The sequence below is a fragment of the uncultured Streptomyces sp. genome (genome assembly GCF_947488945.1).
Taxonomy (GTDB): Bacteria; Actinomycetota; Actinomycetes; order Streptomycetales; family Streptomycetaceae; genus Streptomyces.
The window spans coordinates 61,995-88,991 of record NZ_CANLBS010000003.1; the positions used below are offsets into that span (position 1 = coordinate 61,995).

The window sequence follows — 26,997 nt, forward strand, 5'->3', positions numbered from 1 at the left end:
CCGGTCAGCAGGTGTGCCGGTCGCGCTCCGGGGAGTAGAGGTGGCTGTCGCGGAACTGCTCCGCCCCCAGGGTCCGGCCGACCATGATGACGGCGGTGCGGACCACGCCCGCCGCCTTCACCTCCGCGGCGATCGAGTCGAGGGTGGAGCGCAGCACGATCTCCTCGGGCCGGGAGGCCATGGCGACGACGGCCGCCGGGCAGTCGCCCCCGTAGTGCGGGCGCAGTTCGTCCACCACCCGGTCCACGTAGCGGGCGGCGAGGTGCAGCACGATCAGCGCGCCGCTGCGGCCGAGGGTCGCCAGGTCCTCGCCCTCGGGCATCGCGGTGGCCTGCTGGGCGATCCGGGTGAGGATGACGGTCTGGCCGACGGTCGGCACGGTCAGTTCCCGTTTCAGCGCGGCGGCGGCCGCGGCGAACGCGGGCACCCCCGGCACCACCTCGTAGGGCACCCCGGCGTCGTCGAGCCGCTTCATCTGCTCGTTGACGGCGGAGAAGACGGACGGGTCGCCGGAGTGCAGCCGGGCGACGTCGTGGCCGGCCGCGTGCGCGGCGACCAGTTCGGCGGTGATGGCGTCGATGTCGAGCCGGGCGGTGTCCACCAGCCGTGCGTCCGGCGGGCATGCGGCGAGGAGTTCGCGCGGCACCAGGCTGCCGGCGTAGAGGCAGACCGGGCTGGCGGCGAGGAGACGGGCGCCGCGCACCGTGATCAGGTCGGCCGCGCCGGGGCCGGCGCCGATGAAGTACACGGTCATGGCAGGTCCTCGTGGTCGGGGGACGGTCCGGCGGGGCCGGCCGCGGGAATCGGTTTGCGTACGGACCACTGGGTGACGGGCATGGCCTGCCGCCATCCGGTGAAGCCGCCGACGGGCACCGCGTGGGCGACGGCGAGCCGGACGAGTTCACCGCCGTGGCGCCGGTATCGCTCGGTGAGCAGCGCCTCGGACTCCAGGGTCACGGTGTTGGCGACCAGCCGGCCGCCGGGCGGCAGCGCGTCCCAGCAGGCGTCCAGCAGTCCGGGGACGGTCAGCCCGCCGCCGACGAAGACGGCGTCGGGCGCCGGCAGTCCGGCCAGGGCGTCGGGCGCCCGGCCGGTGACGACCCGGAGGCCGGGCACGCCGAGCCGGTCGGCGTTGCGGGCGATGCGTCCGGCGCGGCCGGGGTCGCGTTCGACGGTGACCGCACGGCAGGACGGGTCGGCCCGCATCCACTCGACGGCGATGGAGCCGGAGCCGCCGCCGACGTCCCACAGCAGTTCGCCGGGTGCGGGGGCGAGCGCGGCGAGCGTCGCGGCCCGCACATGGCGCTTGGTGAGCTGGCCGTCGTGCTCGTACGCCTCGTCGGGCAGGCCGGGCACCCGTCCGGTGCGCAGGGCGCCGGGGGCGGCGCGGCACTCGACCGCCACCACGTTGAGCGGGTCGCCGGGCGGGGCGTCCCAGCGCTCGGCGATCCCCTCGGTACGGGCCTCCCCGGCCGCGCCGAGGCGGTCGAGGACGGTGAGCCGGCTGGGGCCGAAGCCGCGGTCGGTCAGCAGCGCGGCGACCTCGGCGGGGGTACCGGCGCCCGCGCTGAGCACCAGCAGCCGCCGGCCGTCGTACAGCTCGGCGGCGAGCCGGGCGGCGGGCCGGCCCACCAGGGTGACCGTCGTGGTGTCCTCGACGGGCCAGCCGAGTCGCGCGCAGGCGTACGAGACGGACGACGGGTGGGGCAGCACCCGGAGGGCCTCGGCGCCGAGTTCCTCGGTGAGCGCCCGCCCGATCCCGTAGAACATCGGGTCGCCGCTGGCCAGTACCGCGACGTGGCGGTCCCGGTGCGCCGCGAGCAGTCCGGCGACGGCCGGCCGCAGTGGCGACGGCCATTCCACCCGCTGCCCGGCGCACTCCGGGGGCAGCAGCGCGAGCTGGCGGGGGCCGCCGATCAGCGTCCCGGCGGACCGCAGCACGGTGCGCGCTGCTTCCGTCAGCCCGGCCCAGCCGTCCGCGCCGACGCCCACCACGGACACGGGGGGCGCGGGCCGGCGGGCGGGGGGCGGGGGCGGGGCGGGAGACACGGCCGGGACCTCGGGGTTTCGGGGGGGATGTCGCTGCCGCACTCTACTGTCCGCGCCCCCGGCGGCGGCGGGGCGGGCTCCCCGGCAGTGCATGCCCCGACCCCGGTGCCGGACGGACGTCCGGCGTGCACGATCATGATCGCGCCGGAGCCGCCGACGGTCTCCCGTCGGCGCCGACCGCGCCCGGGAGCCGATCGCCGCGGCAGGTCCCGCCCGCTCCGCCCACCGTCCACGGGACGGCGATCCGGAAAGGGCGGAGAGAGAAGGCGCATGTCCCGGCGGCACGGAATCGGCATGATGGCCGCATGCGTGCCCGATGACCGAAGGAATTCCCCGATCTACATTCTCGTACCCGAAGAGTCCGTGTTCATGGCGCGATTTCTGGAAATGGAGGAACGACTACTCCACTCCCTCTACTACTACCATCTGGAAACCCTTGCTCCGCACGCCGCGGACATCGTCCGCGGCGCATACGAAAGCTGGGGCGAGATCCAGGAGAAAATGCCGCCTCTGGCGTGCTGGCAGGAACTGTCCAATCCGGCCGGAGTCTGCCGGGGCGCGGCCCGCGCGGGCTACAAGCTGTACGGTCCTGACGGAAACCGCCTGGTCAGTCTGCATGCCGTGCAGGTGGGGACGGAACACATCCGCCGCCTCGAAGCATGCCGCGATCTGCTCGACGAGACGGCGGACGGGCCGGGCGGGCCGCTGGCCCAGGCGCTCGAAGAAATCTCGGAACACGACGAGAACGCCGTCCACCATTTCCGGCGGACCGTGGACGTCATGCGATTCCCGGTCCCTTCGCTCCTGCTGGCCCCGCTCAGAAGGGCGGCCCCGGCAGGTCCGGTCTTGGAAATCGATCTGAACGAGGCGCAGCAGGCGGCCTATCTGTCCTACAGCGATCGGGTCGCGCTCACCCTGAGTTCCGGGGACGACTTCGCGTACGCGATGCACAGAGCGCTCTACACCTGACTGACCGCCTCCCGGCCGCCGGCCCGCACGGCGGCCGGGAGGCGGGCCGGGCCGACGGCTCCGGGCCCGGTCAGGAGGCGAGCATGGGGTGCGTGGCCAGCAGTTCCTCGGGGACCGCGAAGGCGCGGGTGAGCGTCAGCGCGTGCGGCGCCAGGAAGGTGAGGACGGCCTCGACGGCGTCGGGGATCTCTTCCACCTGGGAGGCCGTCATCCGGCCGCGGGCCAGGAGATCCCCGCTGTGCGCGGCGATCTGGCGCAGGACGAACAGCGCGTGCAGCCCCCGCAGCAGGTCGCGGGAGAGCGGTGAGGGGACCTGGCCGGCAGCGGTCATCAAGGCCTCGCCGGCGAGCCGGTGGGCGTGCGCGTCGACGAGCGCGACGGCCGGTGTGACCGTCGCGTTCCACCGGGCCAGCGGGGAGGCCGCGCGTCTGCGGAGACGTTCCTTCGCCCGTGTGTGCGCTATCCGCTCGATGTCGGCCAGCAGGTCCTGGAGGTATTCCGGGTCGGCCAGTTCACGGTCCTCGGCCGCGGTCTCGCTCTCCGGTTTCAGCTCCACGCCACCGAGCAGCATCTCGCCCCCGGCCTTCTCCGTGATGACCTTGTTGTCGCCCTCGGCGGTGATCGTCCCCTCGATGGAGGCGAGTTGCAGGGCGATGCCGTTGGCCATGATCAGGCCCTGGGCACCGCACCGCTCACGGCACTCGGTCATGACCGCACGGGCCCGCCAGGTGATCCACGCCTTGCTGATCGCCGTCAGACGCTCGTACGCCGGGCGGTCCTCCTCGGGCGTCGTCGCCCACTGCCGGACGACCGACCGCTGGAACAGCGTGGCGGCGTACGCGGTCGCCACGGCGTCGAGCAGAGGTGCGTGGTGGCCGCGGTGGGCGATCAGCGGCACCCGCTGCCCGTTCGTCATGCCCGAGGTGACGCGGGTGTGGGCGTACCGGACGGCGACGTCGACGGCATGGCGCATCACGCCCAGGCTGTGGGCGGTCATGCACAGCTTGCCCATGGTGACCCGCCCGATGGACCGCAGGAACCGCCGACGGGGGCTTCCGAGCGCGCTGGTGAACACGCCGTCGGGGGTGAGCCGCCCGTGGTCGCCCTGGAGGAGGGCGCCGAAGGGGAGGCGGACCTCGTGGAAGGACGTGGCGCAGTGGTCGACGGGGCTGCTGGCCGTCTGGGGAAGCGGCCGCACCTCGACGCCCGGCAGGGCGCTGCCGGTGCCGTCGCTCAGCGGGGTCAGGAACAGGAAGACCCCGTGGTCCGCCCCGTCGATGATCAGGCGCGCCGCGACGACCGCTCCCTTCGCCCCTCCGGCCGGACTGGTGTTGGGCATGAACTTCGCGGCGGCGGGGGCCGGGGTGTTCAGCACGAACGTTCCCGTCGCGCGGTCGAAGGTGGCGGTGGTCTCCATGTGCGCCGCGTCATTGCCATGGGCGACCTCGGTACAGAGAAAGGTCCCGATGCGCTCCGCGTCCGTGTACTCGCTCAGATCGCGCTCGGCCGGATCGTGGTCCACCAGACTTCCGAAGAAGAGGTTGTAGTGGATGCTGGCGATGGTCGCCATGCCGGGGTCCACCACGCCCGCCCACTCGTGGAAGGCCGTGAGCTCGACGGGGTCGTCCGCGAACGCCTGCGGACCCGAGGAGGCTTCGCGGGCCGTCCTGTCGACCAGCCGGAGCCGGCGGTAACTGAGCTCGACGCGCTCCGGGTGGCTGAGCCCTTCCTGGAACCGGAACGGAGCGGACCCGAAGAGCCGCCGCCACCGTGCGTGGGTCGTCCCCAGCCGGCCGGCGAAGAGAACATCCGAGAGCTCGGCCGCCGTGTCGGGCGCATCTGCCATCTGATTGTCAGTCACCTACGCAAGCTAACGTGATCGATCAGTGCCGACGGAGTGATGATCAACACGATTGCGGAGCCTGAACAGCGGTTCGTACCCGTATGCCACCACCCCCTCGTCCGCCGCCCTCCCGCCCGCCCCCGGACCGGCCCGAAGGCCGCATGCCGGGCGGCCTGTGCCGGGGGCCCGGCGTGCGCCGGCGGCTCAGGAGTCGCCGGGTGCCGCCGCTGCCGGGACCATCGGTCGTATGACCAGGAGCGACGGAGGCCGGGACACGGCACGGCACGAGGACACCGCGGTCACCCTGCGCATCGCGCAGCGGCCGGAGGCCGACGCGCTGCTGGCGCGCAGCCCGCTGGCGGCACTCGTCGGGATGCTGCTGGACCAGCAGGTGCCGATGGAGTGGGCCTTCACCGGCCCGTACACGCTGGCGGAGCGGATGGGCACGGACGACCTGGACGCCCGCACGGTCGCCGGGTACGACCCCGAGGCGTTCACCGCCCTCTTCACGCGGAAGCCGGCACTGCACCGCTATCCGGGCTCCATGGCACAACGCGTGCAGCAGCTCTGCCGGTTCCTGGTCGCGGAGTACGACGGCCGGGCGGACGCCGTCTGGACCGGCGCCGCGGACGGCGCCGACCTGCTGGCGCGGCTGAACTCCCTGCCCGGCTTCGGCGCCCAGAAGGCCCAGATCTTCCTGGCGCTGCTCGGCAAACGGTTCGGGGTACGGCCAGCGGGCTGGCGTGAGGCGGCCGGCGCGTACGGCGAGGAGGGCGCCCACCGGTCCGTCGCCGACATCACCGGCCCCGATTCCCTCGCCGAGGTGCGCGCCTTCAAGCAGCACGCGAAGGCCGCGGCCAGGGCGGCGCGCCACGCACGCGACCACGGCGCGGACGGGGAGCCGGGGACGGCCGGGTGACGAGCGCGGCCCCGCGGTCGACACCCGGGACACGGCGGACCGCCCACCGGGAGGGCCACGGCCGGCACGTGGGTGCGCCCCGTCGTCTCCGCGTGGGCCCCGACCCCGCGCCCTCTTCCGCGCCGGTGTCACTCCGTACGCCCCCGCGCGCTCCCGCACCACCGTTGCCAGGGAGGCCGCGCCCGGCGGCGGGCGGACGGGCGAGTCCCCGACCGGGCCTCCCGCCGCGCCCCGCCCCCGGGTGACCGCGGCCGTACGACTTCGCCCGGTTGATCCCGGTCGGACACCCACGACGTCGCGTTCCACTGCTGCGCCCGGAGGCCGTTCCCCGGTAGGCTTTCCGTGTGATCTTCAAGCGCATCGGAACCGGGCGGCCTTACCCCGACCACGGCCGGGAAAGCACCCGACAGTGGGCGGACGTCGCGCCGCGCCCGGTCCGCCTGGACCAGCTCGTGACCACGAAGGGCGAGCTGGATCTCGAAACCCTGCTCGCCGAGGACTCCACCTTCTACGGCGACCTGTTCGCCCATGTCGTGAAATGGCAGGGCAACCTCTACCTGGAGGACGGCCTGCACCGCGCCGTCCGCGCCGCGCTCCAGCAGCGCCAGGTGCTGCACGCCCGCGTCCTCGAACTGGGCTGACCCCCGTCGGCCCGTAGCTCCGGCCGGCCCCTTCCCGGCACCGGCGCGCCCCGGACCCACGCCTTTTCGGACCTTTCGGGTGCTTTTCCGCGCATGCGGGTGCCAGGCGTTGATCATTTAGTACGCAACATGACCAGGTCGCACTACGCTGCGTCCATGAGCATGCTCACTCCCCCCGGCATGGGCGGAAAGTACCGCATCACGGGCGACGCGTATCCCCGGATGCGCCGGCCCCGTCGTCGCGGCCGGATCGTCCTCGCGGCGGCGGCCGCCGTGGTGGCGCTCGGCCTCGCGGGCTGGGGCACGCTCCAGCTCGTCGACGTTTTCGCGGGCGGTGGCGAGAAGAAGGCGGTCGCCGCCGACCACAAGCGCGAGTGCCCGGCGGCTGCGGCGTCGGCCGTCCCCGCGGCCCTCCCCAAGAACTCCGCGATCAAGGTCAACGTCTACAACGCCACCCCGCGCAGCGGGCTGGCCAAGGCGGCGGCCGACGAGCTGAAGAAGCGCGGGTTCACCGTCGGCGAGGTGGGCAACGCCCCCGCCGCGTACGACAAGAAGGTGCCGGGTACCGGCCTGCTGCTGGGCGGGCCGGCCGCCGCCAAGACCGGCTTCCCGGTCCTCGGCACGCAGCTCGCGGGCACCACGACCAGGACCGACGCACGCAAGGGCGCCGACATCGACCTGATCCTGGGCAGCAAGTTCACCGCGCTCAGCACCCCGCAGGCCGCGAACGCGGCGCTCTCGGCGCTGACCAAGCCCTCTCCGGCCCCGTCCGCCTGCTGACGCCCGCGGGTCACCCGCCCAGACGGCCGTGGCCGGCACCCCGCGCGGGGTGCCGGCCACGGCCGCGCACGAAGACGTCCGGTCCCGCTAGTCGGCGGTCCCGTACATACGGTCGCCCGCGTCACCGAGGCCGGGGACGATGTAGCCGTTCTCGTTCAGCCGCTCGTCGACCGACGCGGTGACCACGGTGACCGGGGCCCCGGCCAGCTCGCGCTCCATGACCTCCACGCCCTCCGGCGCCGCCAGCAGCACCACGGCGGTGACGTCGTCGGCGCCGCGCTTGATCAGCTCCCGGATGGCCGCGACCAGCGTGCCGCCGGTGGCCAGCATCGGGTCCAGGACGTACACCTGGCGACCCGACAGGTCCTCGGGCATCCGCGTCGCGTACGTCTCCGCCTGGAGCGTCTCCTCGTTGCGGATCATGCCCAGGAAACCGACCTCGGCGGTCGGCAGCAGCCGCACCATGCCGTCCAGCATGCCGAGGCCGGCGCGCAGGATCGGGACGACCAGCGGCCGCGGGTAGGACAGCTTCACGCCGGTCGTCGGCGAGACCGGGGTCTGCAGGTCGACCTGCTCGGTCCGCACGTCCCGGGTCGCCTCGTAGGCGAGCAGGGTGACCAGCTCGTCGGCGAGCCGCCGGAAGGTCGGGGAGTCGGTGCGCTTGTCGCGCAGAGTGGTGAGTTTGTGCGCCACCAGCGGGTGGTCGACGACGTGGATCCGCATGCGGCAACAGTAGCCGTGCCCTCCGGATCCCTGCGCTGGCATCAACCATCCGTTCGGGGGGAAGGTGGGATCGTACGGACCAGCCGTGGGGTGGTGTGTCGATGCAGGACGGGCGACGGAAGCCGGACGGGGACGCGTCGCCGGCGTCCCGCGACGCGCGCGACGCGCCGGAAGGCGCGGAAGCGGAGCAGGAGAGTGAGGCCGCCCGCCGCAGGCGCCGCGCCCAGTTCCTCCGCGAGCTGCACGAGGCGAAGCAGCTGAGGGACCGCGTCCAGCCCCGCCGGGCCCGCGCGGCCCGTATGCGCCAACAGATGCGGATGCGTACGTTCCGCTGGTGACGTCGCTCCGCCCCGTCCCCCGAGCGCCCGCCGGCCGCGCCGGGCGCCCTTCCGCCGAGCGGGGGTGTCCGGGAACTGATGGCCGACGCAACGGGCGAAGAGGTCCCCAGCGGCGCAGGTTTCTGCCACGATGCCGATTGGGCGGGGCACAGAGCAGTCGGACAACCGTCTGTTCTCCCGTCGGACCGATTCACCTATGACCAGTGGGAGAGTCACGGTGTACTTCGCCGCACTGCTCGCGCGCACCGAAGACGGGTGGGAAGCGAGCGATACAGAGCTCGACGATGTGGAGACCCTGCCCGACCTGACGGATCTGGCCCGGGAAGCCTCGGTGGACGAGGACACGGTCGTCGTCTACATCGAGCAGGAGGACGCCTGGTTCGGCGTCGTCCGCGTGGATGGTGAGGAGGACCCGCGCATCTACGTCTCGGACGCGGCCGCCGCCTCGCGTTCCTCGTACGGGGAGATCCTGCTCACCGACGAACTGCTCGGCCGCGAACCCGGGGCCGAAGACGTGATCGCCGCCCTGGAGGAGCTCGTCGGCCTCGACGAGTCCGAGGACGACGCCGACGACGAGGCGCCCGCCGGCGTCGTGGTCGGCGGCCGGACGGCGCCCGACGACACGATCGACACCGACCAGGACACCGACCCCGACGCCGTCCCGGCGGGGCCGATCGGGGACGCGGGCCTCCTCGCCGACCTCGGCCTCTCCTCGCAGGCACTGCTGACGCTGCGGACCGACGCACTGGCGGAGATCGCCGAGGCGTTGGGAGCGGCCGAGGTGCTGGAGTCCGTCCGTTAGGGTCCGCGGGTGACTGCTCCACCGCCCGCATCCCCGTCCCAGCCCCCTATCCCCCCATCCGCTTCCACCGCACCGCCCGCCGCCGACCCCGTACGGGATCCGTGGCGGGCCACCATGCGCCGCGCCCTGGACGAGGCCGCGCGGGCGGCGCGGGCCGGCGACGTGCCGGTCGGCGCCGTCCTCCTGGGCCCGGACGGGTCACCGGTCGCCACCGGGCACAACGAACGTGAGGCGACCGGCGACCCGACCGCGCACGCGGAGGTCCTCGCGCTGCGCCGCGGCGCCGGGGCCCTCGGCCACTGGCGGCTGACCGGCTGCACCCTGGTGGTCACCCTGGAGCCCTGCACCATGTGCGCGGGCGCCCTCGTGCAGTCCCGGGTCGACCGGGTCGTCTACGGCGCCCGCGACGAGAAGGCGGGCGCGGCCGGCTCCCTGTGGGACGTCGTCCGCGACCGCCGTCTCAACCACCGGCCGGAAGTCGTCGGCGGGGTCCTGGAAGAGGCCTGCTCGGCGCAGCTCACCGCCTTCTTCCGCTCCCGCTGAGAACCGATTTCTTTTCCCGGCCGGAGATGGTCTAAGCTCTCTCTCGGTAGCGTGTCCGAGCGGCCGAAGGAGCTCGCCTCGAAAGCGAGTGTGGGGAAACTCACCGAGGGTTCAAATCCCTCCGCTACCGCTCTCACACCCCCTGACCCGCGGAAACGCGGTCAGGGGGTGTTGTGCTGTACGGGGTACGTCGCCCGCGGGACGTCCGGCCGGTGCGCGCGGGGACGCAGCCTTGCCCGCCCGTGACGGCGCGTACGGGTGAACACGCCTCCGGGACGCACGACGGCCCCGGCTCCCGGAGAGGTCCGGGGGCCGGGGCCGTCGTCGCCGTGCCGTCCCCTTGCCACGATGAGGTCGGGGGAAGCGGCATCGGGGGGACAAGCCGCTTCCCCCGATGAGAACAGGCCCTACCGATCGCGCCGCCGTCGGGGGGAAGTCCGGCGGCGCGATCCCACAGAGCGGGACCTGTTCCGAAGCCCTTCGGATTCCTGCCGGATCCGCCGGGCCCGTGCTCCCATCCTGCTACGGCCCTCACCTCCTGCGGCCGGGCAAAAGGCCCCGCGCACACGGCCCTTGGTCCCTGAAGAGCCCGTGAGCTTTCGCAGATGCGTTCGCGAACAGCCAGCGGTTCCGAGCAGGTGTGCGGATAGAATCGCGCCCGATCGCTGGACCCAAGGGGAGGCAGGGGCTGTGGCGCAAGCAAGGAAGATCGCGCTCTACATGGTGGTGGTCTTCGTGCTGTACACGATCATCACGGCCCCGGCCCGGGCGGCCGACCTCGTCCAGGTAGGGTTCGAAGGCGTTTCCAGCGCCGCCCAGGGCGTCGGGGACTTCATGTCCGAGCTGGTGAATTAGGAACGAGCACCCCATGATCCGCCACCTGGTCCTCTTCAAGCTGAACGACGGCGTCGAGCGGGACGACCCGAGGGTGGTGGCCGGCGCGGAGGCGTTCTCGAAGCTCCAGGGACAGATCCCGGAGCTGGAGTTCTGGGAGTGCGCCTGGAACATCACCGACCGGCCGATCGCGTACGACTTCGCCATCAACTCGGCCGTCGCCGACGAGGACGCGCTGGTGCGCTACATCGAGCACCCGGCCCACCAGGACGCCGCGGGCCAGTGGCGCGCCTTCGCCACCTGGGTCATCGCCGACTACGCCTTCTGAACCGCGACTACGCCTTCCGGGGTGTGATCCGCGATCCACGGACGCGCCCGGCCGGGCCCCCGGCTTCGCGCCGCAGGGCCCCCCGCCAGGCCCCTCGCCATTGAGCGAGGGGCCTTTTTGTCGTGTTTAAACCAAGTTGAACCCAACACGGGCTCATGGGGTGCTTGCGCACAGTGGACATGTCTTGTGATGCTATGACCGCTTTTGACGGATGAATTGACCGTAGTTGACCGCAAACCACGAAGGGGTGGCGTCACCGTGCCGGCCAGTACAGCGCCTCAAGTGCCACCCCAGTCGACCCAGCCGCCGATTCCGTCCGACGAGATCCAGACCGAGACGCCGGACCCCACCGCGCCCCCCGCCAGGACCCGCGGCGCCGACACCCGGGCCCTCACCCAACTGCTCTTCGGCCAGCTCAAGGAGCTGGAGCCGGGGACCGCCGAGCACCGCCGGGTCCGGGCTGCCCTGATCGAGGCCAACCTTCCCCTGGTGCGTTACGCGGCGGCACGTTTCCGCAGCCGCAACGAGCCGATGGAGGACGTGGTCCAGGTCGGCACCATCGGCCTCATCAACGCCATCGACCGGTTCGACCCCGAACGCGGCGTGCAGTTCCCCACGTTCGCGATGCCCACGGTGGTCGGCGAGATCAAGCGCTACTTCCGCGACAACGTCCGCACCGTGCACGTGCCCCGTCGGCTGCACGAGCTCTGGGTACAGGTCACCGGCGCCACCGAGGACCTGACGACGGCTCACGGGCGGTCGCCCACCACGGCGGAGATCGCGGAACGGCTGAAGATCTCCGAGGAGGAGGTGCTGGCCTGCATCGAGGCCGGACGCTCCTACCACGCGACCTCGCTGGAGGCGGCCCAGGAGGGCGACGGCCTGCCCGGCCTGCTGGACCGGCTCGGCTACGAGGATCCCGCGCTCGCCGGCGTCGAACACCGCGACCTGGTGCGCCACCTGCTCGTCCAGCTGCCCGAGCGCGAGCAGCGGATCCTGCTGCTGAGGTACTACAACAACCTGACGCAGTCCCAGATCAGCGCGGAACTGGGGGTGTCCCAGATGCATGTGTCAAGGCTTCTGGCCCGCAGTTTCGCCCGACTGAGATCCGCAAACAAGATCGAAGCGTAGCTGGGACGGGTAGACCGGCTTGAACTGACGGAATGTCCGTTTCCAGCGGCACGAACGCCGTACACCCCCTGTTTCCTGCACAGACGTGGCGCTGACATGTCGACATGTCACTACAGCGTGTTGCCGACATGTGACATTCTGCTGGAACCGAGTTTGCCGCAGCCTCCCCTCCGGTATTCAGGTGGAGGCTGCGTTCCTCCGATGGTCGCGGCCACCGCGACCGTCCGCGACCTCAAGGGGGTGGCATGTCCGTAGACCAGGGCAGCTCGAAGGTGCTCACGCTCACGAAGAGCGCGCCCGCGCCTGCCGTGCTCACCAGCTCGTCGGAAGCCATCGACACCCGTACGCTCTCCCGCTCCCTGTTCCTGAGGCTCGCCGCACTCGGCGGGACCGAGGGACCGGACAGTCCGGAGCGGGCGTACGTACGGGACACACTCATCGAGCTCAACCTCCCGCTGGTCCGGTACGCGGCGGCGCGCTTCCGCAGCCGCAACGAACCCATGGAGGACATCGTCCAGGTCGGCACCATCGGCCTGATCAAGGCGATCGACCGGTTCGACTGCGAACGCGGCGTCGAGTTCCCGACGTTCGCGATGCCGACCGTGGTCGGCGAGATCAAGCGGTTCTTCCGCGACACCTCATGGTCCGTACGGGTGCCGCGCCGGCTCCAGGAGCTGCGTCTCGCCCTCACCAGAACCAGCGACGAACTGGCGCAGAAGCTCGACCGCTCACCGACCGTGCCGGAGCTGGCCAAGGCGCTCGGGGTCTCGGAGGAGGACGTGGTCGACGGTCTCGCCGTCGGCAACGCCTACACCGCCTCCTCGCTCGACTCGCCGTCCGTCGAGGACGACGGGGGCGAGGGTTCGCTCGCGGACCGCCTCGGCTACGAAGACGCGGCACTGGAGGGCGTCGAGTACCGGGAGTCGCTGAAGCCACTGCTGGCCAAGCTGGCGCCCCGGGAACGGCAGATCATCATGCTGCGGTTCTTCGCCAACATGACCCAGTCGCAGATCGGCGAGGAGGTCGGCATCTCCCAGATGCACGTCTCCCGGCTGCTGACCCGCACCCTCGCCCAGCTCAGAGAGGGACTCATCACCGACTGAGCGCCCGCCCGCGGGGGCGCGGCACCCGCCCGGCGGTGGGGACGTGCCGGGACAGCGTCGGCACCGTCCCGTGGGCCTCTACGGCCGCACGGTCCCGAGGCTGCCGGTACGCCGTACCGCGTCGCCGCGACGAGACACGTCGGGACGGCGGAGAGAGCGGCGGCCCGGGTCGTCGACAGAGCAGCGGCCCCCGCGTACGGAGGCCGCCGGTGGACGGAGGGCCGGACGGTCGGCACGCGCAGGGTCCTCCGACCGCGTGGGCGGACCGGCCTGTACGCACGGGACCTCTCAACCGCGCATGCCCGCACCGGCCGGTACGGGCGGGCGCCCACGACCGCGTGGGCGGACCGGGTCGCGGGGCCGGGTCCGGATCAGCCGAGCGCGAGCCAGGCGACCGCGCCGAGGATCACGACGACCGCGACGACCGCCGCGATCAGCCCGGTCCGCGGACCGGAGGAGGCGGCCGCCGCCGGCTGCTGCCGGCGCTGCGGCTCGCCCTCGTCGACGAAGGCGCGGAACATCTGCGTGCTGCCTGCCGGGTCGTCATTGCCCGCGGGGCCCTGCTGAGGGGCGTGGGGGTTGTGTGCCATGGGGCAGGACCCTAGCGAACTCGGGGCCCCCGCCCAACCCCCGGGCCGACACCGGGCGCCGTGCGCACCGGCTCTCCACCGGGCGAGTCGCTCTCCGGCGCGATCACTCCATGACGTGCGCATGCCCCCAGCCAGAGGCCGGACTGCCCCTGGGCGTGACGCATCACACATCGGCCGGATGCGGCCAGGCACACGCTGGGGCCTTGACCAGACCCCTCCATCCTCTTTTGCATTCCTTTACTTCTGCAAGCACCGTTTCGTTTGTCTGTAGCAACCAACAGCTTCTATGGTTGCCCTAAGCAACAAGATGTAGAGCACAGTTCGGGAGTTCTCGTGGCCGCACGGAGTCAGTACGAAGAACTGGCCCGGCAGCTCAGCGCCGTGGGCGCCGTGAAAAGAGGACTCGCCCGCATTTTGCCCCCCGAGTGCCCCGGCGGCTCCGCCGCCGTCCTCGCGCTGCTCGACCAGCACGGCGAGATGCGGATCAGCAGGCTGGCGGAGCTGCTCTCCGTCGACATGTCGGTGACCAGCCGACACGTCGCTCACGTGGCGGAGTTCGGCTGGATAGAGCGGTCCCCCGACCCGGTGGACAAGCGGTCCCGCATTCTGCGGCTGACGCCGGCCGGACGCACCGTGCTCGACGACCTCGGCCGCCGGACCACGGAGATGTTCGCCCACCACCTTGCGGACTGGTCCGACGACGAAGTCGGACAACTCAATACTTTGCTGGCACGGCTGCGCGACAGTTTCGCGTGCCGTAGCCACACCGGGTGCACCCCCGGACGGCACAGCGACGACTGTCGTGCGCGCCCTTCCGGGAGTTCCGGGGTCGCCGGTCCAGAAGCCGGTTCCGGACCCGACGCCGTCGCGCACACCCGTACACCCCTGTAACAGAAGCAAAGAGAAGGAAATCAATGGCTACGACCACACCAACCGGTGTGCGGGGCGGCCACGCCAAGCACGGGGCCCCCGAAGCCCCGTCCGGCGCGCCGATGACACACCGGCAGATCATGGAAGCGCTCGCCGGGCTCCTGCTCGGCATGTTCGTCGCGATCCTGTCGTCGACGGTCGTGTCGAACGCCCTTCCGGAGATCATCTCCGACCTGGGCGGCGGCCAGGGCGCGTACACCTGGGTCGTCACGGCCTCGCTGCTCGCGATGACCGCCACCACCCCCCTGTGGGGCAAGCTGTCCGACCTGTTCAGCAAGAAGCTGCTGGTCCAGATAGCCCTGGTCATCTACGTGCTGGGCTCCGTGGTCGCGGGTCTCTCCACCAACAGCGGCATGCTCATCGCCTGCCGCGTGGTGCAGGGCATCGGCGTCGGCGGCCTCTCCGCACTGGCGCAGATCGTCATGGCCGCCATGATCTCCCCGCGTGAGCGTGGCCGTTACAGCGGTTACATCGGCGCGGTCTTCGCCGTCGCCACCGTCGGCGGTCCGCTGCTCGGCGGCGTCATCACCGACACCAGCTGGATGGGCTGGCGCTGGTGCTTCTACGTCGGCGTGCCGTTCGCGGTCATCGCACTGATCGTGCTGCAGAAGACCCTGAAGCTCCCGGTCGTCAAGCGTGAGGTCAAGGTCGACTGGGGTGGCGCGTTCTTCATCAGCGCCGCGGTCTCCCTGCTGCTGCTCTGGGTCACCTTCGCCGGTGACAAGTACGACTGGGCGTCCTGGCAGACCTACACAATGCTCGCCGGCGTCGTGGTCCTGGCCGCGCTGTTCCTCTTCACGGAGTCCAAGGCGCGCGAGCCGATCATCCCGCTGCGTCTCTTCCGCAATCGCACCATCACACTGGCCTCGGTCGCCTCGCTGTTCGTCGGCATCGCGATGTTCGCGGGCACCGTCTTCTTCAGCCAGTACTTCCAGCTCGCCCGCGGCAAGTCGCCGACGATGTCCGGCGTCATGACGATCCCGATGATCGCGGGCCTCTTCCTGTCCTCGACCGTCTCGGGTCAGGTCATCACCAAGACCGGTCGCTGGAAGATCTGGCTGGTCAGCGGTGGTTTCCTGGTCACCGCCGGTCTCGGGCTGCTCGGCACCATCCGGTACGACACGACGTACTGGCACATCGCGATCTTCATGTTCCTCATGGGTCTCGGCATCGGCATGATGATGCAGAACCTGGTCCTGGCCACGCAGAACCAGGTCGCCCCCAGCGACCTCGGCTCGGCCAGCTCCGTCGTTACCTTCTTCCGTTCGCTCGGTGGCGCCATCGGCGTCTCGGCGCTCGGCGCCGTCCTCGGCAACCGCGTCACCCACTACGTCCAGGACGGTCTGACCGACCTCGGCGTCAAGAGCAACGCGGGCACCGGCGGCGGGGGCATCCCCGACCTGGACGCCCTGCCGGGTCCGATGCGCACGGTCGTCGAGGCCGCCTACGGCCACGGCGTCGCGGACGTCTTCCTCATCGCCGCCCCGGCCGCGCTCGTCGCCTTCCTGGTGACCTTCTTCATCAAGGAGGTCGCGCTCAAGTCGTCCAACGACGCCAAGGCTCCGGCCGAGGCGGAGGCGCCGACCTCCGCCGGGACCACGGCCGGCCTTCCGGCCGCCGCCCCCGCGGCCCCGGCCGCCACGGCGACCGCCACGGACACCCTGGAAGCTCCCGCGGTGACGGCGACCGGCACCCCGGTCACCGGTGTGGTGCGGGGCGGTGACGGCGCCGCCGTCTCCCGCGCCGCCGTCACGCTGATCTCGCTCGGCGGGCGTCAGCTCGGCCGCGCGGTCGCCCAGGCCGACGGCGCCTACGCGCTGAACGCCCCGGGCACCGGCAGCTACGTGCTGATCGCGTCCGCCGACGGCTTCCAGCCGCAGGCGTCCACCGTGGTCGTCGGCGACGAGCCGCTGGCCTACGACATCCTGCTCTCGGGCACCAGCGGTCTGACCGGTTCGGTCCGGGCCGCCGAGTCCGGCGCCCCGGTCACCGGCGCCATGGTCATCGTGACCGACGTGCGTGGCGACGTGCTCGCCACCGGCGCCTCCGGCGAGACGGGCGACTTCGCCTTCGGCGAGCTGATCCCCGGTCCGGTGACCGTCGCGGTCAACGCCGCCGGCTACCGCCCGCTGGCTCTGCCGGTGGAGATCGGCGGCCAGGGTGTCACCCGGGTCGACGCGGCCCTCCAGGCCGGCGCCATGGTCCAGGGCGTGGTCCGGGCGGGCGCGGGGCGCAAGCCGCTCGGCGACGCGCGGGTCACCCTGATCGACGCGGCGGGCAACGTGGTCGCCACCTCGACCACCGGTGACGACGGCGCGTACGCCTTCACCGACCTGGACGCCGGCGACTACTCGGTCATCGCCACGGGCTACCCGCCGGTGGCCGGTGCGCTGACGGTCTCCGGTCACGGGGTCGACGGTCACGACATCGAACTCGCCCACCCCGGCGAGTGACCGACCGATAAAGCCCCCGGCGGGACGGCACTTCTGGCGGAGAGTCTTTCCGGCCGGTGGAAGCGGGCCCCGGTGGCGGGTCCGGCAGGCAGGGGACGGCCTGCCGGACCCGCTCCGGGGCCCGACTCATGGATTCACCGGGCCGGCCGACCGCCGGCGCGGGTGAGCATGGAGCAAGGAAGAGAGAACGGTATGGGACTTCGCGCACAGGTACGGACGCGCGACGGCTGGGCGGTGCAGCACGCGGTCGTCACGGTCACCGACATGACCGGCACCCAGGTTCTGCGGGCGTCCGCCGACGAGGAGGGCACGGCCCGCACCTACGAGCCGCTGCCGGCCGGCGCGTACACGGTGATCGTGACGGCCGTCGGCTACGCTCCCTCGGCGTCCACGGCGCTGGTAACCGCCAGCGGCCGCATCGAGGCGGGCAACGTGGTGCTGGCCCGCCAGGGCGGCGTGGAGCTGCCGCCGCCGGGCTCCTGGTCCCTGGACCCGGCCCACTCCTCCGTCGGCGCGACCGCCCAGCACCTGGGCATCTCCAGCGTGCGCGGCAGGTTCACCGAGTTCAGCGGCCGGATCGACATCGACGAGGACCTCGCACGGTCCCGGGTCGAGGCGGTCATCGACGCGGCGAGCATCGACACCGGCAACGGCATGCGCGACAAGCACCTGTGCTCGCCGGATTTCCTGGACGTGGACCGCTTCCCGGAGATCACCTACCGCTCGACCGGGCTGGTCCCGGCCGGACCGGACCGGTGGACGGTCCAGGGCGAGCTGACGATGCACGGCGTGGCCCGCCGCGCCGACCTCGACCTGACCTACCTGGGCACCGGCCCCGACCCGTGGGGCGGAGTGCGCGCCGCGTTCCGCGCCACCACGGAGCTGCGCCGCGAGGACTTCGCGATGAACTACAACCAGGTCGTGCAGGCGGGGATCTCCGCCATCGGCACGACGCTCCGGGTCGAGCTGGACATCCAGGCGGTCCAGGGCGAGATCCCGGCGGTCTGATTCCGGGCCTCCGGGCCCTTCCCCGGCACCGGGCCCGTGCGGGCGTCGTCCCGCACGGGCCTCCGTGCTGTCCGGGGTGGTCGTGTTGTCCTGGGGCGTCGTGCTGTGCAGGGGCGCCTGGCCGACCGGGAGCGACCAGCCGACCGGGGGCGGCGAGCCGGCCGGGGCATTGAGCCGACCAAGGGGCGCCGCGCCGACCGGGGAGGCGTACGGCCTGCGGCGGGAGCCCGCCGGGCGCCCGCGGCGACGGGCCCGCGCCGGTCCGGCCTCGCTGCGGGCCTGCGCCTAGGGTGGTGGCATGGCTCCCCACATCGCGACCAACACCACCGTCGGGCTCGACGAGTTGCTCGAATTCGTACGCCCCCGGCACCGCGCCGTCCTGACGACCGCGCGGTCCGACGGCCGGCCCCAGAGCTCCCCGCTCACCTGCGGCGTCGACGACTCCGGCCGGATCGTCGTCTCCACGTACCCGGAGCGCGCGAAGACCCGCAACGCCAAGCGGGACGCCCGGGTCTCCGTCGTCGTCCTGTCCGACGACTGGAACGGCCCCTGGGTCCAGATCGACGGCACCGCCGAGGTGATCGACGCCCCCGACTCCGTCGAGCCGCTCGTCGAGTACTTCCGCACCATCTCGGGCGAGCACCCGGACTGGGACGAGTACCGGGCGGCCATGCTGAAGCAGGGGAAGTCGATCATCCGGATCACCCCGGAGCGGTGGGGCCCGATCGCCACCGGCGGCTTCCCCGCGCGGCTCGCGGAGAACGACTGATCCATGCCCGACCCCGCGCGCCCCGGTCCGCTCCCCGCCCCGCCCGCACTGCTCGCCGGACTGCCGGCGGCCCGTCTGCTGGCCGACCCCGGCACGGCCCCGGCCGTCCTCACGGAGCTGGAGCGGATCACCGGCCGCCCGGTCCTGACCCCGCCCGACCCGGCCCCGCCCGGCGGTCCGTACGTCTACGTCGGCTCCGCCCTGCCCGGCCCGCTGCGCACCCCGGAGCTGCTCTGGTTCCACAGCGTCAACGCGGGGGCGGACGGCCTGCTCGGCTCCGGTGCGTGGCCCGGGGCGGCGCTGCTGACCCGGACGGTCGGCCGGATGGACGAGCGGATCGCCCAGTACGTGCTGGCCTGGATGCTCGCGGAAGTCCAGTCGGTCGCCGGGTTCGCCGCACGGCCCGAGTGGGCCGAGTGGCGCCGGCGCCCCTCCGAACTGGTGGCCGGCAGCACGGCCGTCGTGCACGGCACGGGCCGGATCGGCTCGTCGGTCGCCGGGCTGCTGCGGGCGGTGGGCGTGCGGACCGTGGGGGTGGCGCGCGCCCCGCGTGCCGAGGCGCCGGCCGGGTTCGACCGGGTGGTCGCGGCGGACCGGGACCGGGAGGCCCTCGCGGCGGCCCGGTGGGTGGTCGGCGCGCTGCCGCTGACGGCGTCTACCGACGGTTTCTTCGGCGCGGACCGGTTCGCCGCGATGAACGGTGCGACCTTCGTCAACGTCGGGCGCGGGGCCACCGTGGACCACGCGGCGCTGGACCGCGCGCTGCGGGCGGGCACGGTGGGGCGCGCGGTGCTCGACGTGCTGCCGGTGGAGCCCCCTCCCGCCGACGACCCGTGCTGGCGGCTGCCCCGTACGACCATCACCTCGCACTCGTCCGGGATCACGGCGGACGAGGACGTGGTCGCCGACTTCGCCGCCTGCTGGACCGAGCTGGCACGGGGGGTTCTCCCCGCGCTGACCGTGGACGTGCGCCGGGGGTACTGACGAGGAAGGCGCGTCCGCAACGCCCGGACGCGATGAGTCCGCGCCCGCGCGGCGGTCTTACCCGGTGAGCGCGGCCCACGCCCGGGCCCGCCGGAGCCCGGGGCTCGGCGGTCCGGGCCGCCGGCCGCCGGCCGCCGACGACGGAAGACGACGGAAGGTGGGACGGATGACCCGCTCGCAGGACGTGCAGGACGTGCTCGACCGCCATGTTCAGGACGGTTCGGTGCCCGGCGCCGTGGCGCTGGTGGCCCGGGGCGACCGGGTGGACGTGGCGGTGTCCGGCTCGGTGGACACCGCCGGTACCGCCCCGATGGCCCGGAACACCCTGTTCCGCATCGCCTCGATCACCAAGCCGGTGGTGGCGGCGGCCGTGATGGCGCTGGTCGACGACGGTCTGCTCGCACCGGACGACGAGATCCGCCGCTGGCTGCCCGAACTCGCGCACCCCTCGGTGGTGCGCTCCCCCGACGGTCCGGTCGACGACGTGGTACCGGCTCGACGGCCCGTCACCGTCGCCGATCTGCTCACCTTCCGAGCCGGCTGGGGCTTCCCGTCCGACTTCTCGCTCCCCGCCGTGGCCCCGCTCTTCGACGAGCTGCGACAGGGGTCCCCGCAGCCGCAGGTCGTCGCGGAACCGGACGCGTGGATGCGGGCGCTCGCCCGGGTGCCGCTGCTGCACCAGCCGGGTGAGACCTGGCTCTACAACACCTGCTCGGACATTCTCGGCGTGCTGGTCGCCCGGGTCTCCGGCCGCCCGCTGCCGGTGTTCCTGGCGGAGCGCCTGTTCGGACCGCTCGGCATGACCGACACGGGGTTCTCGGTGGAGCCCGCCGCGCTCGGCCGGTTCACCTCCTTCTACCGCCGGAACGAGGAGGGAGGGCTCGACCTGGTCGACGCCCCCGACGGGCAGTGGAGCAGCCCGCCGCCGTTCCCGTCGGGCGCGGGCGGGCTGGTCTCGACCGTCGACGACTGGTGGGCGTTCGGGCGGATGTTGCTGGCCGGCGGCACGGCCGACGACGGGACCCGGGTGCTGTCCGCCGGTGCGGTGCGGGACATGACCACCGACCATCTGACCCGCGCCCAGCGCGAGGCGAGCGGGCTGTTCACCGAGGGGCAGGGCTGGGGATACGGCGGCTCGGTCGACGTCGACACCCGCGCCCCCTGGAACGTGCCCGGCCGGTACGGCTGGGTCGGCGGCACCGGTACCGCCGCGCACATCGTCCCGGCGACCGGGACGGTGACGCTGCTCATGACCCAGGTGGAGATGGCCGGACCCGCGGCCCCGCAGATCATGCGCGACTTCTGGACCTGCGCGGCCGGAGCGGAGCCGCAGCGCTGACGCGGAATGCAGCGCCGAGCGGCGGAGGCGGGCTGCAAAGCCGGGCGCCGCCGGGCGGCCTCCTCCGGAGCGCCGGGGCGGGCCGGGCCACCGCGGGCCGGACCACCGGGCCGGGCCGGAAGGGGCGCGGGACGGCCGCATGCTGGGCGCCCTCGTCGCCGGGGAGCGTCGGCGGGCGGGTCCGGGGACCCACCGGTGGCCCGGACCCGCCGGTCGTCCTGCGGGACCCACCGGTCGTCCGGCACACGGCCCGGTCCGGCTCCCATGCGTCACATTTCCGGTGCGTGCGGCGGCTCGGGCAGGCACGGCCCAGGCGCGTACATCTTCGCTGCGTACCTCTTCGCCGGCGTCCGCGAGGGCGTCGCTCTGCGCGTCCGTCAGCTTCTCGGAGGTCGGCCGGGTGCCCCGGCCGATGTCCGCGATCACCTTCGAGTCGGTCACCGACCCGTCGGCCCCGACCACCGCGTCGATCGTGCCGAGCGGCTGCCCGCTGCCGCCGACGTAACCGAGCGGGTCGCCGTCCGGGACCACGCCCGGCAGCGGGTCCGCGCCCGGCGGCCGACCCGCCCGCACGGCGATGGTGTGCAACTGATGGTCCAGCTTGCCGTCCATGTAGTGGTGGAAGGCGAGGGCGGTGACCGAGCCGATCACGGCGGCCACCACGGCGATGAGGGTCACCGCGTGGACCACCAGCCGGGTCCGCAGCGTCCACGGCCCCCTCGTGCGCGACCGCTACCCGCGCCTACTCGCCGGGCTTGATGAGGTATCCCGCCCCGCGCCGGGTGTGGATCATGGGCGTCCGCCCCGCGTCGATCTTCTTGCGCAGGTAGGAGATGTACAGCTCGACGACGTTGGCCTGGCCGCCGAAGTCGTAGTTCCAGACCCGGTCGAGTATCTGCGCCTTGCTGAGCACCCGGCGCGGGTTGCGCATCAGGAACCGCAGCAGCTCGAACTCGGTAGCCGTGAGGTGGATCGACACCGCGCCCCGGCTCACCTCGTGGCTGTCCTCGTCCAGTTGCAGGTCGCCGACGACCAGCGTCGACCCGCTGCGGGCGGACGTGCCGGTCCCGGAGCGGCGGATCAGGCCGCGCAACCGCGCCACGACCTCCTCCAGGCTGAACGGCTTGGTGACGTAGTCGTCGCCGCCCGCCGTGAGTCCGGCGATCCGGTCCTCCACCGCGTCCCGCGCGGTCAGGAAGAGCACCGGCACGTCGGCGTGGTCCCGGCGCAGCCGCGAGAGGACGGCGAGGCCGTCCATGTCGGGCAGCATCACGTCGAGCACCACCGCGTCCGGCCGGAAGTCCCGCGCGGTCCGCAGAGCCCCGGCGCCGTCCCCCGCGCTGCGCACCTCCCAGCCCTCGTACCGCAGGGCCATGGACAGCAGCTCCGCGAGCGGCGGCTCGTCGTCCACGACCAGTACGCGGACGGGGCTGCGGTCGGACCTGAGCAGTTCGGTACGCCCCAGGGGCGAGGTCGTCGTCATGCCCCCACCCTGTGAGACCGCTCTGAGAGGGGCCTTGCGCGTTTCTGTGAAACTCCTGAGAAAGGAGCCGTACGGTCGGCCCGTCAGTCGGAGCGGCCCCCGGCGAGGCCGAAGAGCGCGACGGCGTTCTCCCTGCACACCGCGCGCAGCCAGTCGTCGCCGAGGTCCAGCCTTTCCAGGGACCGCAGTTGGTGGGCGTACGGGTAGGGAATGTTCGGGAAGTCGGAGCCCAGCAGCACCCGGTCTCCCAGGTCCGCCAGCCGTCCACGGTCGGCGGCGGGAAACGGGGCGAACTTCTCCGAGAAGTCGGTGAAGGCCATCGTCGTGTCGAGCCGGATCTGCGGATACCGCTCGGCCAGTTCCAGGAACTCCGCGTACTCCGGCATCCCCAGGTGCGCCACCACGATCCGCAGCCGCGGATAGCGGGCCAGCAGCGCCGAGACCGGCCCGGGTCCGGTGTGCGCGCCGGGCACCGGTCCGGACCCGCAGTGCGTCACCACCGGGATGCCGGCGTCCTGGAGCAGCCCCCACACCCCGTCGAGCAGCGGATCGTTGGGGTCGTACGCCCCGACCTGGAGGTGCGCCTTGAAGATCCGGGCGCCCGCCTCGACGGCCTCCTGGACATAACGGTCGGCGCCCTCCTCCGGGTAGAAGGTGGCGGTGTGCAGGCAGTCGGGCACCCGGGCGGCGAACCCCTCGGCCCAGCCGTTCAGCCACGGCGCCATGCCGGCCTTGTGCGGGTAGATCATCGAGGTGAACCGCTCGACACCGAAGGAGCGCAGCACCGTCAGCCGCCGCTCCTCCTCGTGCCGGTAGGCGATCGGCCACTCCAGCCCGGTCATCGGCCCGACGGAGTCGAAGTACGCCCACACCTTGCGCAGGACCCGCTCCGGCATGAAGTGGGTGTGCACGTCGATCAGTCCGGGCAGCCCCAGCCGCTCCCGGAACCGCCGCACCTCCTCGGCCTCGGCACGCAGCCCGTCGGCCGTACCGCCCAGCCCGGCCGCACCGCCCCCGCCGGTCCCGGCCTTACCGTCCGTCTCGCCGCACATCTCCCGGTCACCCGCCTCCGGTTCGTGGCCGCCGCGGCCCCGTCGCCGCGGCGCGCCCCGACTCCGACGATCCCAGAAGGGAGCCACGGGGAACAGGGCGATCACCGGACAAGATCATTCGCGGGGGCGTGGGGGTCGGTCCGGGGTGGTACTGGTGCCGGGGTGGTGCGAGCGCGGTGCCGGTGCCGGGCGGTACGGGTCGGTGGAGGCGCCGGGTCGGTGGCGGGGCGGTGGCAGTGGCAGTGGCAGTGGCAGTGGCAGTGGCAGTGGCAGTGGCAGTGGCAGTGGCAGTGGCAGTGGCAGTCTGCCCGGACGGTGTGCGGGGTCCGGTCCGTCAACAGCCTGGCGAGTCCCGGACTTCAGCGGCCGCAGGGAATCCGAACCTCGGGAGCGGCGCGGGATCCAAAGAACCCTCAGGAGCCGTGCGGGAGGTCCGGCCCCTCAGAAGAGTCCGCCCTGCACGTTGCCACCCCCGACCGCCTCGACGGGAACCGTCACCGCCGCGCCGGCCGCCCCGTCGATTCGGTCGAGCCGCCACCCGGTCAACAGCCGGGTGTCCAGAACCGCCGTCCCGCCGTCCGGCGCCCGCAGATGGAGATCGGGCCCGGCGGCCGCGACCAGCCGTCCGGCGACCACCCCGCCCCCGGCCAGTTCACGGACGGCGACGACGGGGCGTTCAAGACGTTCGGGCCGGTCAGGACGTTCCGGCCGGTCAATACCTGCCCCGCTCGCGCCCCCTGCGCCGATGTCCACCCGTCCCACGGCGTCCCCGATCCCGAAGATCGCCACGTGGTCGACCGGTGCGAACGGCAGCCGCTCCAACGACTCCGGCCACCCGCGCCCCTCCAGCGCCGCCGCCCGCCCGTACAGTTCGGCGATCTCCGTGCCGCGTTCCTCCCCGCCCGGCAGCACGCCCCGCGCGACCCGCTTGCGGGCGTACGGGATCCGGTCCGGCACCCCGAGTGCGGCCCGCAGCACCTCCTCGGTACGCCGGGCCGCCATCAGCGGGCCCCGGCCCAGCCAGCTGAACACCACGGCCCCCTGCTCCCGCAGCCGCGCCGCCCCGCGCTCCTCCGCCGTGATCCCGACCTTGACCATGCCCGGACCGAACCAGGCCAGGTAGACCCGATAGGTGCGCGGATCGTCGGCGATCGTGTCGGCGGCCACCGAGTGCGCCCGGTCCAGCCGCGCGCACTCCGCGCACCGGCCCCCGGTGCTCCGGCCGGGCACCACGGCCGTCACCGGACAGGCGTTCCCCCGCGCCCCGGAGCAGTGCCGCTCGCCCATCGCCCGGAAACCCAGCACAGATCCGTACCCGAGCACGCTCACCCGCTGCCGTTCCCCCTGCCGCCACACCAACTCCGGCCGATCCCCGGGCCACCGCAGCCCCGCGCACTCCCACCCCACCGAGCCTCCACTCCGCACCGCACCGTCCGTACGACGAGGTGGAGCGACGACGTTACCGAACCGCCGACGATCCACTCCGGCGTACGACATCTCTTCCCCACCGCTCCCGCCCGGCTCTAAGCTCCGGGCGAGGGGACGGGGCCCGTAGCGCAGAGGTGGTCGCGCGTGGTCTCCAAAATCACGAGGACGCCGGTTCGAATCCGGCCGACCCCGCCGCCTCTCCCACTCGCACCGCCCGCCTGCCCACCCGCCCGAAGCGAAACCCACCACTCGCCCCGGACGACCCGTCCCGGACAACGCGAGAGGCCCCCAGGATTTCTCCTGGGGGCCTCTCGCCTGCTGTGCACTCGGCAGGATTCGAACCTGCAACCTTCTGATCCGTAGTCAGATGCTCTATCCGTTAAGCTACGAGTGCTTGGCGTCCTGGGCTTTTTTGTGCCCCGTCGGCGTTGCGAGAACAACATTACATGACCTCGGCCGGGACGCGAAATCCATTCCCCTCAGCGCCCCCCACCTGGGTAAACAGCCGATCCGGGCGCCCCCTCGTCCCGCCGTGGACTCACCCGTCCGGAGTCGCAGCGCGGCATCCCCCAGCCCTCGAAGACGCCCGGTGCTTCCGGAAGCCGACCGGACCGACGGATCCGCTGCAAGCGACGCGCCCCCGGGAACGACCGAAGCCCCGTGCCAGGGGCACGGGGCTTCGACGAGGAGCGGAGGCGGAGGGATTTGAACCCTCGATGGGTGGTAAGACCCAAACCGCATTAGCAGTGCGGCGCCATAGACCGGACTAGGCGACGCCTCCAGCACACCTCCGCGAACGCGGTGGTGCGTGCAGATGATGTCACAGCCGAGCGGGCTGTCACCAATCGCCGCCCACGGTACTAGGCAGGTGGGGCCGAGAGCAAAGAGCTTGTACGGGTGCCGGCCGCCGGGCTCGCCCCCTGCTCCGGCCCGCTCCACCACCACCGCTCCCCCCGCCCCACCGGCCAGGCCGCGCTCCCACGCACCCCCGACCGCCCCACCGGCCAGGCCCCGCCCCCACCGCCCCCGCAACGTTCGCCGCGTCGGCGCGTTGACCTCCGTGACCGGCCACCGCCGGCCGGTCGCCGTAGTGACCGCCGAGCACAGGAGCCCGCATGCCCCGCCGTCGCCTCGCCCTCACCCTCACCGTTCCGCTCCTTGCGCTCGGCACGTTCCTCGCTCCTGCGGCGACGGCCGACGGCCCGCTGTCCCTGCCCGCTCCGCCGGGCCACCTGCTCCCGTTCGGCGGCCCGCACACCAGCTCCCTCCCCGTGCCGCCCCTCCTCTCCGGCCCTCTCCCCACCGCCCCCTCCACCGGCCCCGCCGACGGGTCCGGCCCTTCCGACGGCTCCGGCCCCGCCGAAGGCCCCGCCGCTGCGGACACCCGCCTGACGGTGACGGTCGCCGACAGCGGTGACCCGGCGTCCGACGGCACGGTCGAGCTGACCTGCGGCCCGGCGGGCGGCACGCACCCTCGTGCGCGGGACGCGTGCGCGCTGCTGGACGAGGCGGACGCGGCGGGCGAGGACCTGTTCCGGCCGACCCCGGAGGGCACCCTGTGCACCCAGGTGCACGGCGGCGACGCCACCGCCCGGATCGTCGGCAGCAGGCACGGGAAGCGCGTGGACGTGTACGCCAACCGTGTGAACGGCTGTGAGATCGCGCGCTGGAACGCGCTCCGCCCGCTGCTGCCCGAGGCCGCCTGACCACCCCCGCGAACACCGCGCCCGGCGACGTGACCCGCAGGCCGCAGGCCCGGATCGGTGCGGTCCGTGTGCGCCGGAGCCCACGTCATGTGCCTCCGGCGTACACCGGTTGTACAGAACCTTGGAGAGAGCTCCCCCTCATCCGCCGCCCCCGCACGTTGTCCGGGCCGTAGACTCCTCCCGTGACAGCGCGGGGCCCGAGAGGCAAGATGGGGCCCTCTGTCGGCAAAGTGCGGTAAATCAGGGAGGAAG

At 72.8% G+C, this 26,997-nt stretch carries 26 protein-coding genes, 4 tRNA genes and 1 pseudogene; 20 read left to right on the forward strand and 11 right to left on the reverse strand.

The features are described from left to right. Positions 1 to 4: 4 nt before the first annotated feature. On the reverse strand, positions 5 to 754 hold the full coding sequence (gene cobM, locus Q0994_RS04660; protein WP_299529370.1) for a precorrin-4 C(11)-methyltransferase: 750 nt from the start codon (positions 752 to 754) through the stop codon (positions 5 to 7). Further along, positions 751 to 2,049 carry a precorrin-6y C5,15-methyltransferase (decarboxylating) subunit CbiE gene (gene cbiE, locus Q0994_RS04665; RefSeq protein ID WP_299529372.1) on the reverse strand — a complete coding sequence of 433 codons (1,299 nt, stop codon included), beginning with the start codon at positions 2,047 to 2,049 and terminating at the stop codon, positions 751 to 753. The genes cobM and cbiE overlap by 4 nt, the downstream gene beginning before the upstream one ends. 294 nt (positions 2,050 to 2,343) lie before the next feature. On the opposite strand from cbiE, the gene Q0994_RS04670 reads away from it, so the two are divergent. Next, complete coding sequence (locus tag Q0994_RS04670) at positions 2,344 to 3,018, forward strand: hypothetical protein (RefSeq protein WP_299529374.1); 675 nt, start codon at positions 2,344 to 2,346, stop codon at positions 3,016 to 3,018. 70 nt (positions 3,019 to 3,088) lie between these two features. Here the strand turns inward: Q0994_RS04670 and Q0994_RS04675 are convergent, their stop codons facing one another. Then, positions 3,089 to 4,879 carry an acyl-CoA dehydrogenase gene (locus Q0994_RS04675; RefSeq protein WP_299529376.1) on the reverse strand — a complete coding sequence of 597 codons (1,791 nt, stop codon included), beginning with the start codon at positions 4,877 to 4,879 and terminating at the stop codon, positions 3,089 to 3,091. Positions 4,880 to 5,108: 229 nt separating this feature from the next. On the opposite strand from Q0994_RS04675, the gene Q0994_RS04680 reads away from it, so the two are divergent. The 3 genes from Q0994_RS04680 to Q0994_RS04690 all read left to right on the forward strand — a co-directional run bounded on the left by Q0994_RS04680 (position 5,109) and on the right by Q0994_RS04690 (position 7,201). After that, entirely contained in the window at positions 5,109 to 5,780 is a 672-nt protein-coding gene (locus Q0994_RS04680) for an HhH-GPD-type base excision DNA repair protein (protein WP_299529379.1), read from the forward strand. 344 nt (positions 5,781 to 6,124) lie between these two features. Continuing rightward, positions 6,125 to 6,421 (forward strand): type II toxin-antitoxin system VapB family antitoxin, encoded by a 297-nt coding sequence (locus tag Q0994_RS04685; protein ID WP_299529380.1) that lies wholly within the window; start codon positions 6,125 to 6,127, stop codon positions 6,419 to 6,421. Between the two features lie 180 nt (positions 6,422 to 6,601). Next, positions 6,602 to 7,201 (forward strand): LytR C-terminal domain-containing protein, encoded by a 600-nt coding sequence (locus Q0994_RS04690; protein ID WP_299530300.1) that lies wholly within the window; start codon positions 6,602 to 6,604, stop codon positions 7,199 to 7,201. A gap of 87 nt (positions 7,202 to 7,288) precedes the next feature. Here Q0994_RS04690 and upp read toward each other — a convergent pair whose 3' ends face one another. Beyond that, positions 7,289 to 7,924 carry a uracil phosphoribosyltransferase gene (gene upp / locus Q0994_RS04695; RefSeq protein WP_299529382.1) on the reverse strand — a complete coding sequence of 212 codons (636 nt, stop codon included), beginning with the start codon at positions 7,922 to 7,924 and terminating at the stop codon, positions 7,289 to 7,291. Between the two features lie 101 nt (positions 7,925 to 8,025). Between upp and Q0994_RS04700 the strand changes: the two genes are divergently transcribed. The 8 genes from Q0994_RS04700 to Q0994_RS04735 all read left to right on the forward strand — a co-directional run bounded on the left by Q0994_RS04700 (position 8,026) and on the right by Q0994_RS04735 (position 13,003). Continuing rightward, positions 8,026 to 8,262: a hypothetical protein gene (locus Q0994_RS04700; RefSeq protein WP_299529384.1), complete on the forward strand. Its 237-nt coding sequence runs from the start codon at positions 8,026 to 8,028 to the stop codon at positions 8,260 to 8,262. 217 nt (positions 8,263 to 8,479) lie between these two features. Continuing rightward, complete coding sequence (locus Q0994_RS04705; RefSeq protein ID WP_299530302.1) at positions 8,480 to 9,064, forward strand: hypothetical protein; 585 nt, start codon at positions 8,480 to 8,482, stop codon at positions 9,062 to 9,064. Between the two features lie 114 nt (positions 9,065 to 9,178). Further along, positions 9,179 to 9,607 carry a tRNA adenosine(34) deaminase TadA gene (gene tadA / locus Q0994_RS04710; protein WP_299529386.1) on the forward strand — a complete coding sequence of 143 codons (429 nt, stop codon included), beginning with the start codon at positions 9,179 to 9,181 and terminating at the stop codon, positions 9,605 to 9,607. Between the two features lie 45 nt (positions 9,608 to 9,652). After that, a tRNA-Ser gene (locus tag Q0994_RS04715) sits at positions 9,653 to 9,737 on the forward strand. A gap of 560 nt (positions 9,738 to 10,297) precedes the next feature. Continuing rightward, positions 10,298 to 10,462, forward strand: a complete 165-nt coding sequence (locus Q0994_RS04720; protein WP_299529388.1) for a hypothetical protein — start codon at positions 10,298 to 10,300, stop codon at positions 10,460 to 10,462. Between the two features lie 13 nt (positions 10,463 to 10,475). After that, entirely contained in the window at positions 10,476 to 10,769 is a 294-nt protein-coding gene (locus tag Q0994_RS04725; protein WP_299529390.1) for a Dabb family protein, read from the forward strand. Between the two features lie 258 nt (positions 10,770 to 11,027). Then, positions 11,028 to 11,900, forward strand: coding sequence for an RNA polymerase sigma factor SigF (locus Q0994_RS04730; RefSeq protein WP_299529391.1), 873 nt, complete (start codon positions 11,028 to 11,030; stop codon positions 11,898 to 11,900). Positions 11,901 to 12,145: 245 nt separating this feature from the next. Then, the gene (locus Q0994_RS04735; RefSeq protein ID WP_299529392.1) at positions 12,146 to 13,003 is read left to right on the forward strand and encodes an RNA polymerase sigma factor SigF; all 858 of its coding nucleotides are present in this window, start codon (positions 12,146 to 12,148) and stop codon (positions 13,001 to 13,003) included. Between the two features lie 371 nt (positions 13,004 to 13,374). On the opposite strand, the gene Q0994_RS04740 is transcribed toward Q0994_RS04735, so the two are convergent. Further along, a complete protein-coding gene (locus tag Q0994_RS04740) occupies positions 13,375 to 13,593 on the reverse strand; it encodes a hypothetical protein (RefSeq protein ID WP_299529394.1) in 219 nt (72 codons plus the stop codon). 333 nt (positions 13,594 to 13,926) lie between these two features. Between Q0994_RS04740 and Q0994_RS04745 the strand changes: the two genes are divergently transcribed. From Q0994_RS04745 to Q0994_RS04770, 6 genes are all read left to right on the forward strand, one after another. Then, positions 13,927 to 14,484: a MarR family winged helix-turn-helix transcriptional regulator gene (locus tag Q0994_RS04745; RefSeq protein WP_299529396.1), complete on the forward strand. Its 558-nt coding sequence runs from the start codon at positions 13,927 to 13,929 to the stop codon at positions 14,482 to 14,484. 23 nt (positions 14,485 to 14,507) lie between these two features. After that, complete coding sequence (locus Q0994_RS04750) at positions 14,508 to 16,976, forward strand: MFS transporter (protein WP_299529398.1); 2,469 nt, start codon at positions 14,508 to 14,510, stop codon at positions 16,974 to 16,976. Between the two features lie 192 nt (positions 16,977 to 17,168). After that, positions 17,169 to 17,984, forward strand: a complete 816-nt coding sequence (locus Q0994_RS04755; protein WP_299529400.1) for a YceI family protein — start codon at positions 17,169 to 17,171, stop codon at positions 17,982 to 17,984. 298 nt (positions 17,985 to 18,282) lie between these two features. Further along, positions 18,283 to 18,753: a PPOX class F420-dependent oxidoreductase gene (locus Q0994_RS04760; protein WP_299529402.1), complete on the forward strand. Its 471-nt coding sequence runs from the start codon at positions 18,283 to 18,285 to the stop codon at positions 18,751 to 18,753. A gap of 3 nt (positions 18,754 to 18,756) precedes the next feature. Next, positions 18,757 to 19,737, forward strand: coding sequence for an NAD(P)-dependent oxidoreductase (locus Q0994_RS04765; RefSeq protein ID WP_299529404.1), 981 nt, complete (start codon positions 18,757 to 18,759; stop codon positions 19,735 to 19,737). A gap of 166 nt (positions 19,738 to 19,903) precedes the next feature. Then, on the forward strand, positions 19,904 to 21,076 hold the full coding sequence (locus Q0994_RS04770) for a serine hydrolase (protein WP_299529406.1): 1,173 nt from the start codon (positions 19,904 to 19,906) through the stop codon (positions 21,074 to 21,076). Between the two features lie 354 nt (positions 21,077 to 21,430). Here the strand turns inward: Q0994_RS04770 and Q0994_RS04775 are convergent. The 4 genes and pseudogenes from Q0994_RS04775 to Q0994_RS04790 form a co-directional block, all read right to left on the reverse strand. After that, positions 21,431 to 21,781 (reverse strand): annotated as a pseudogene (locus tag Q0994_RS04775) (two-component sensor histidine kinase); the annotation flags it as partial. Positions 21,782 to 21,818: 37 nt separating this feature from the next. Next, entirely contained in the window at positions 21,819 to 22,559 is a 741-nt protein-coding gene (locus tag Q0994_RS04780; protein WP_299529408.1) for a response regulator transcription factor, read from the reverse strand. Between the two features lie 83 nt (positions 22,560 to 22,642). Continuing rightward, a complete protein-coding gene (locus Q0994_RS04785) occupies positions 22,643 to 23,536 on the reverse strand; it encodes an amidohydrolase family protein (protein WP_299530304.1) in 894 nt (297 codons plus the stop codon). A 516-nt stretch (positions 23,537 to 24,052) separates the two neighbouring features. Beyond that, a complete protein-coding gene (locus tag Q0994_RS04790; protein WP_299529410.1) occupies positions 24,053 to 25,018 on the reverse strand; it encodes a DUF2797 domain-containing protein in 966 nt (321 codons plus the stop codon). Between the two features lie 137 nt (positions 25,019 to 25,155). Here Q0994_RS04790 and Q0994_RS04795 point away from each other — a divergent pair. Further along, positions 25,156 to 25,231: transfer RNA gene (locus Q0994_RS04795), tRNA-Trp, on the forward strand. A 129-nt stretch (positions 25,232 to 25,360) separates the two neighbouring features. Here Q0994_RS04795 and Q0994_RS04800 read toward each other — a convergent pair. Both Q0994_RS04800 and Q0994_RS04805 read right to left on the reverse strand, forming a co-directional pair. Further along, positions 25,361 to 25,433, reverse strand: a tRNA-Arg gene (locus Q0994_RS04800). 296 nt (positions 25,434 to 25,729) lie between these two features. Next, a tRNA-Ser gene (locus tag Q0994_RS04805) sits at positions 25,730 to 25,820 on the reverse strand. 334 nt (positions 25,821 to 26,154) lie between these two features. On the opposite strand from Q0994_RS04805, the gene Q0994_RS04810 reads away from it, so the two are divergent. Next, the gene (locus tag Q0994_RS04810; protein WP_299529412.1) at positions 26,155 to 26,745 is read left to right on the forward strand and encodes an SSI family serine proteinase inhibitor; all 591 of its coding nucleotides are present in this window, start codon (positions 26,155 to 26,157) and stop codon (positions 26,743 to 26,745) included. Positions 26,746 to 26,997 lie beyond the last annotated feature (252 nt).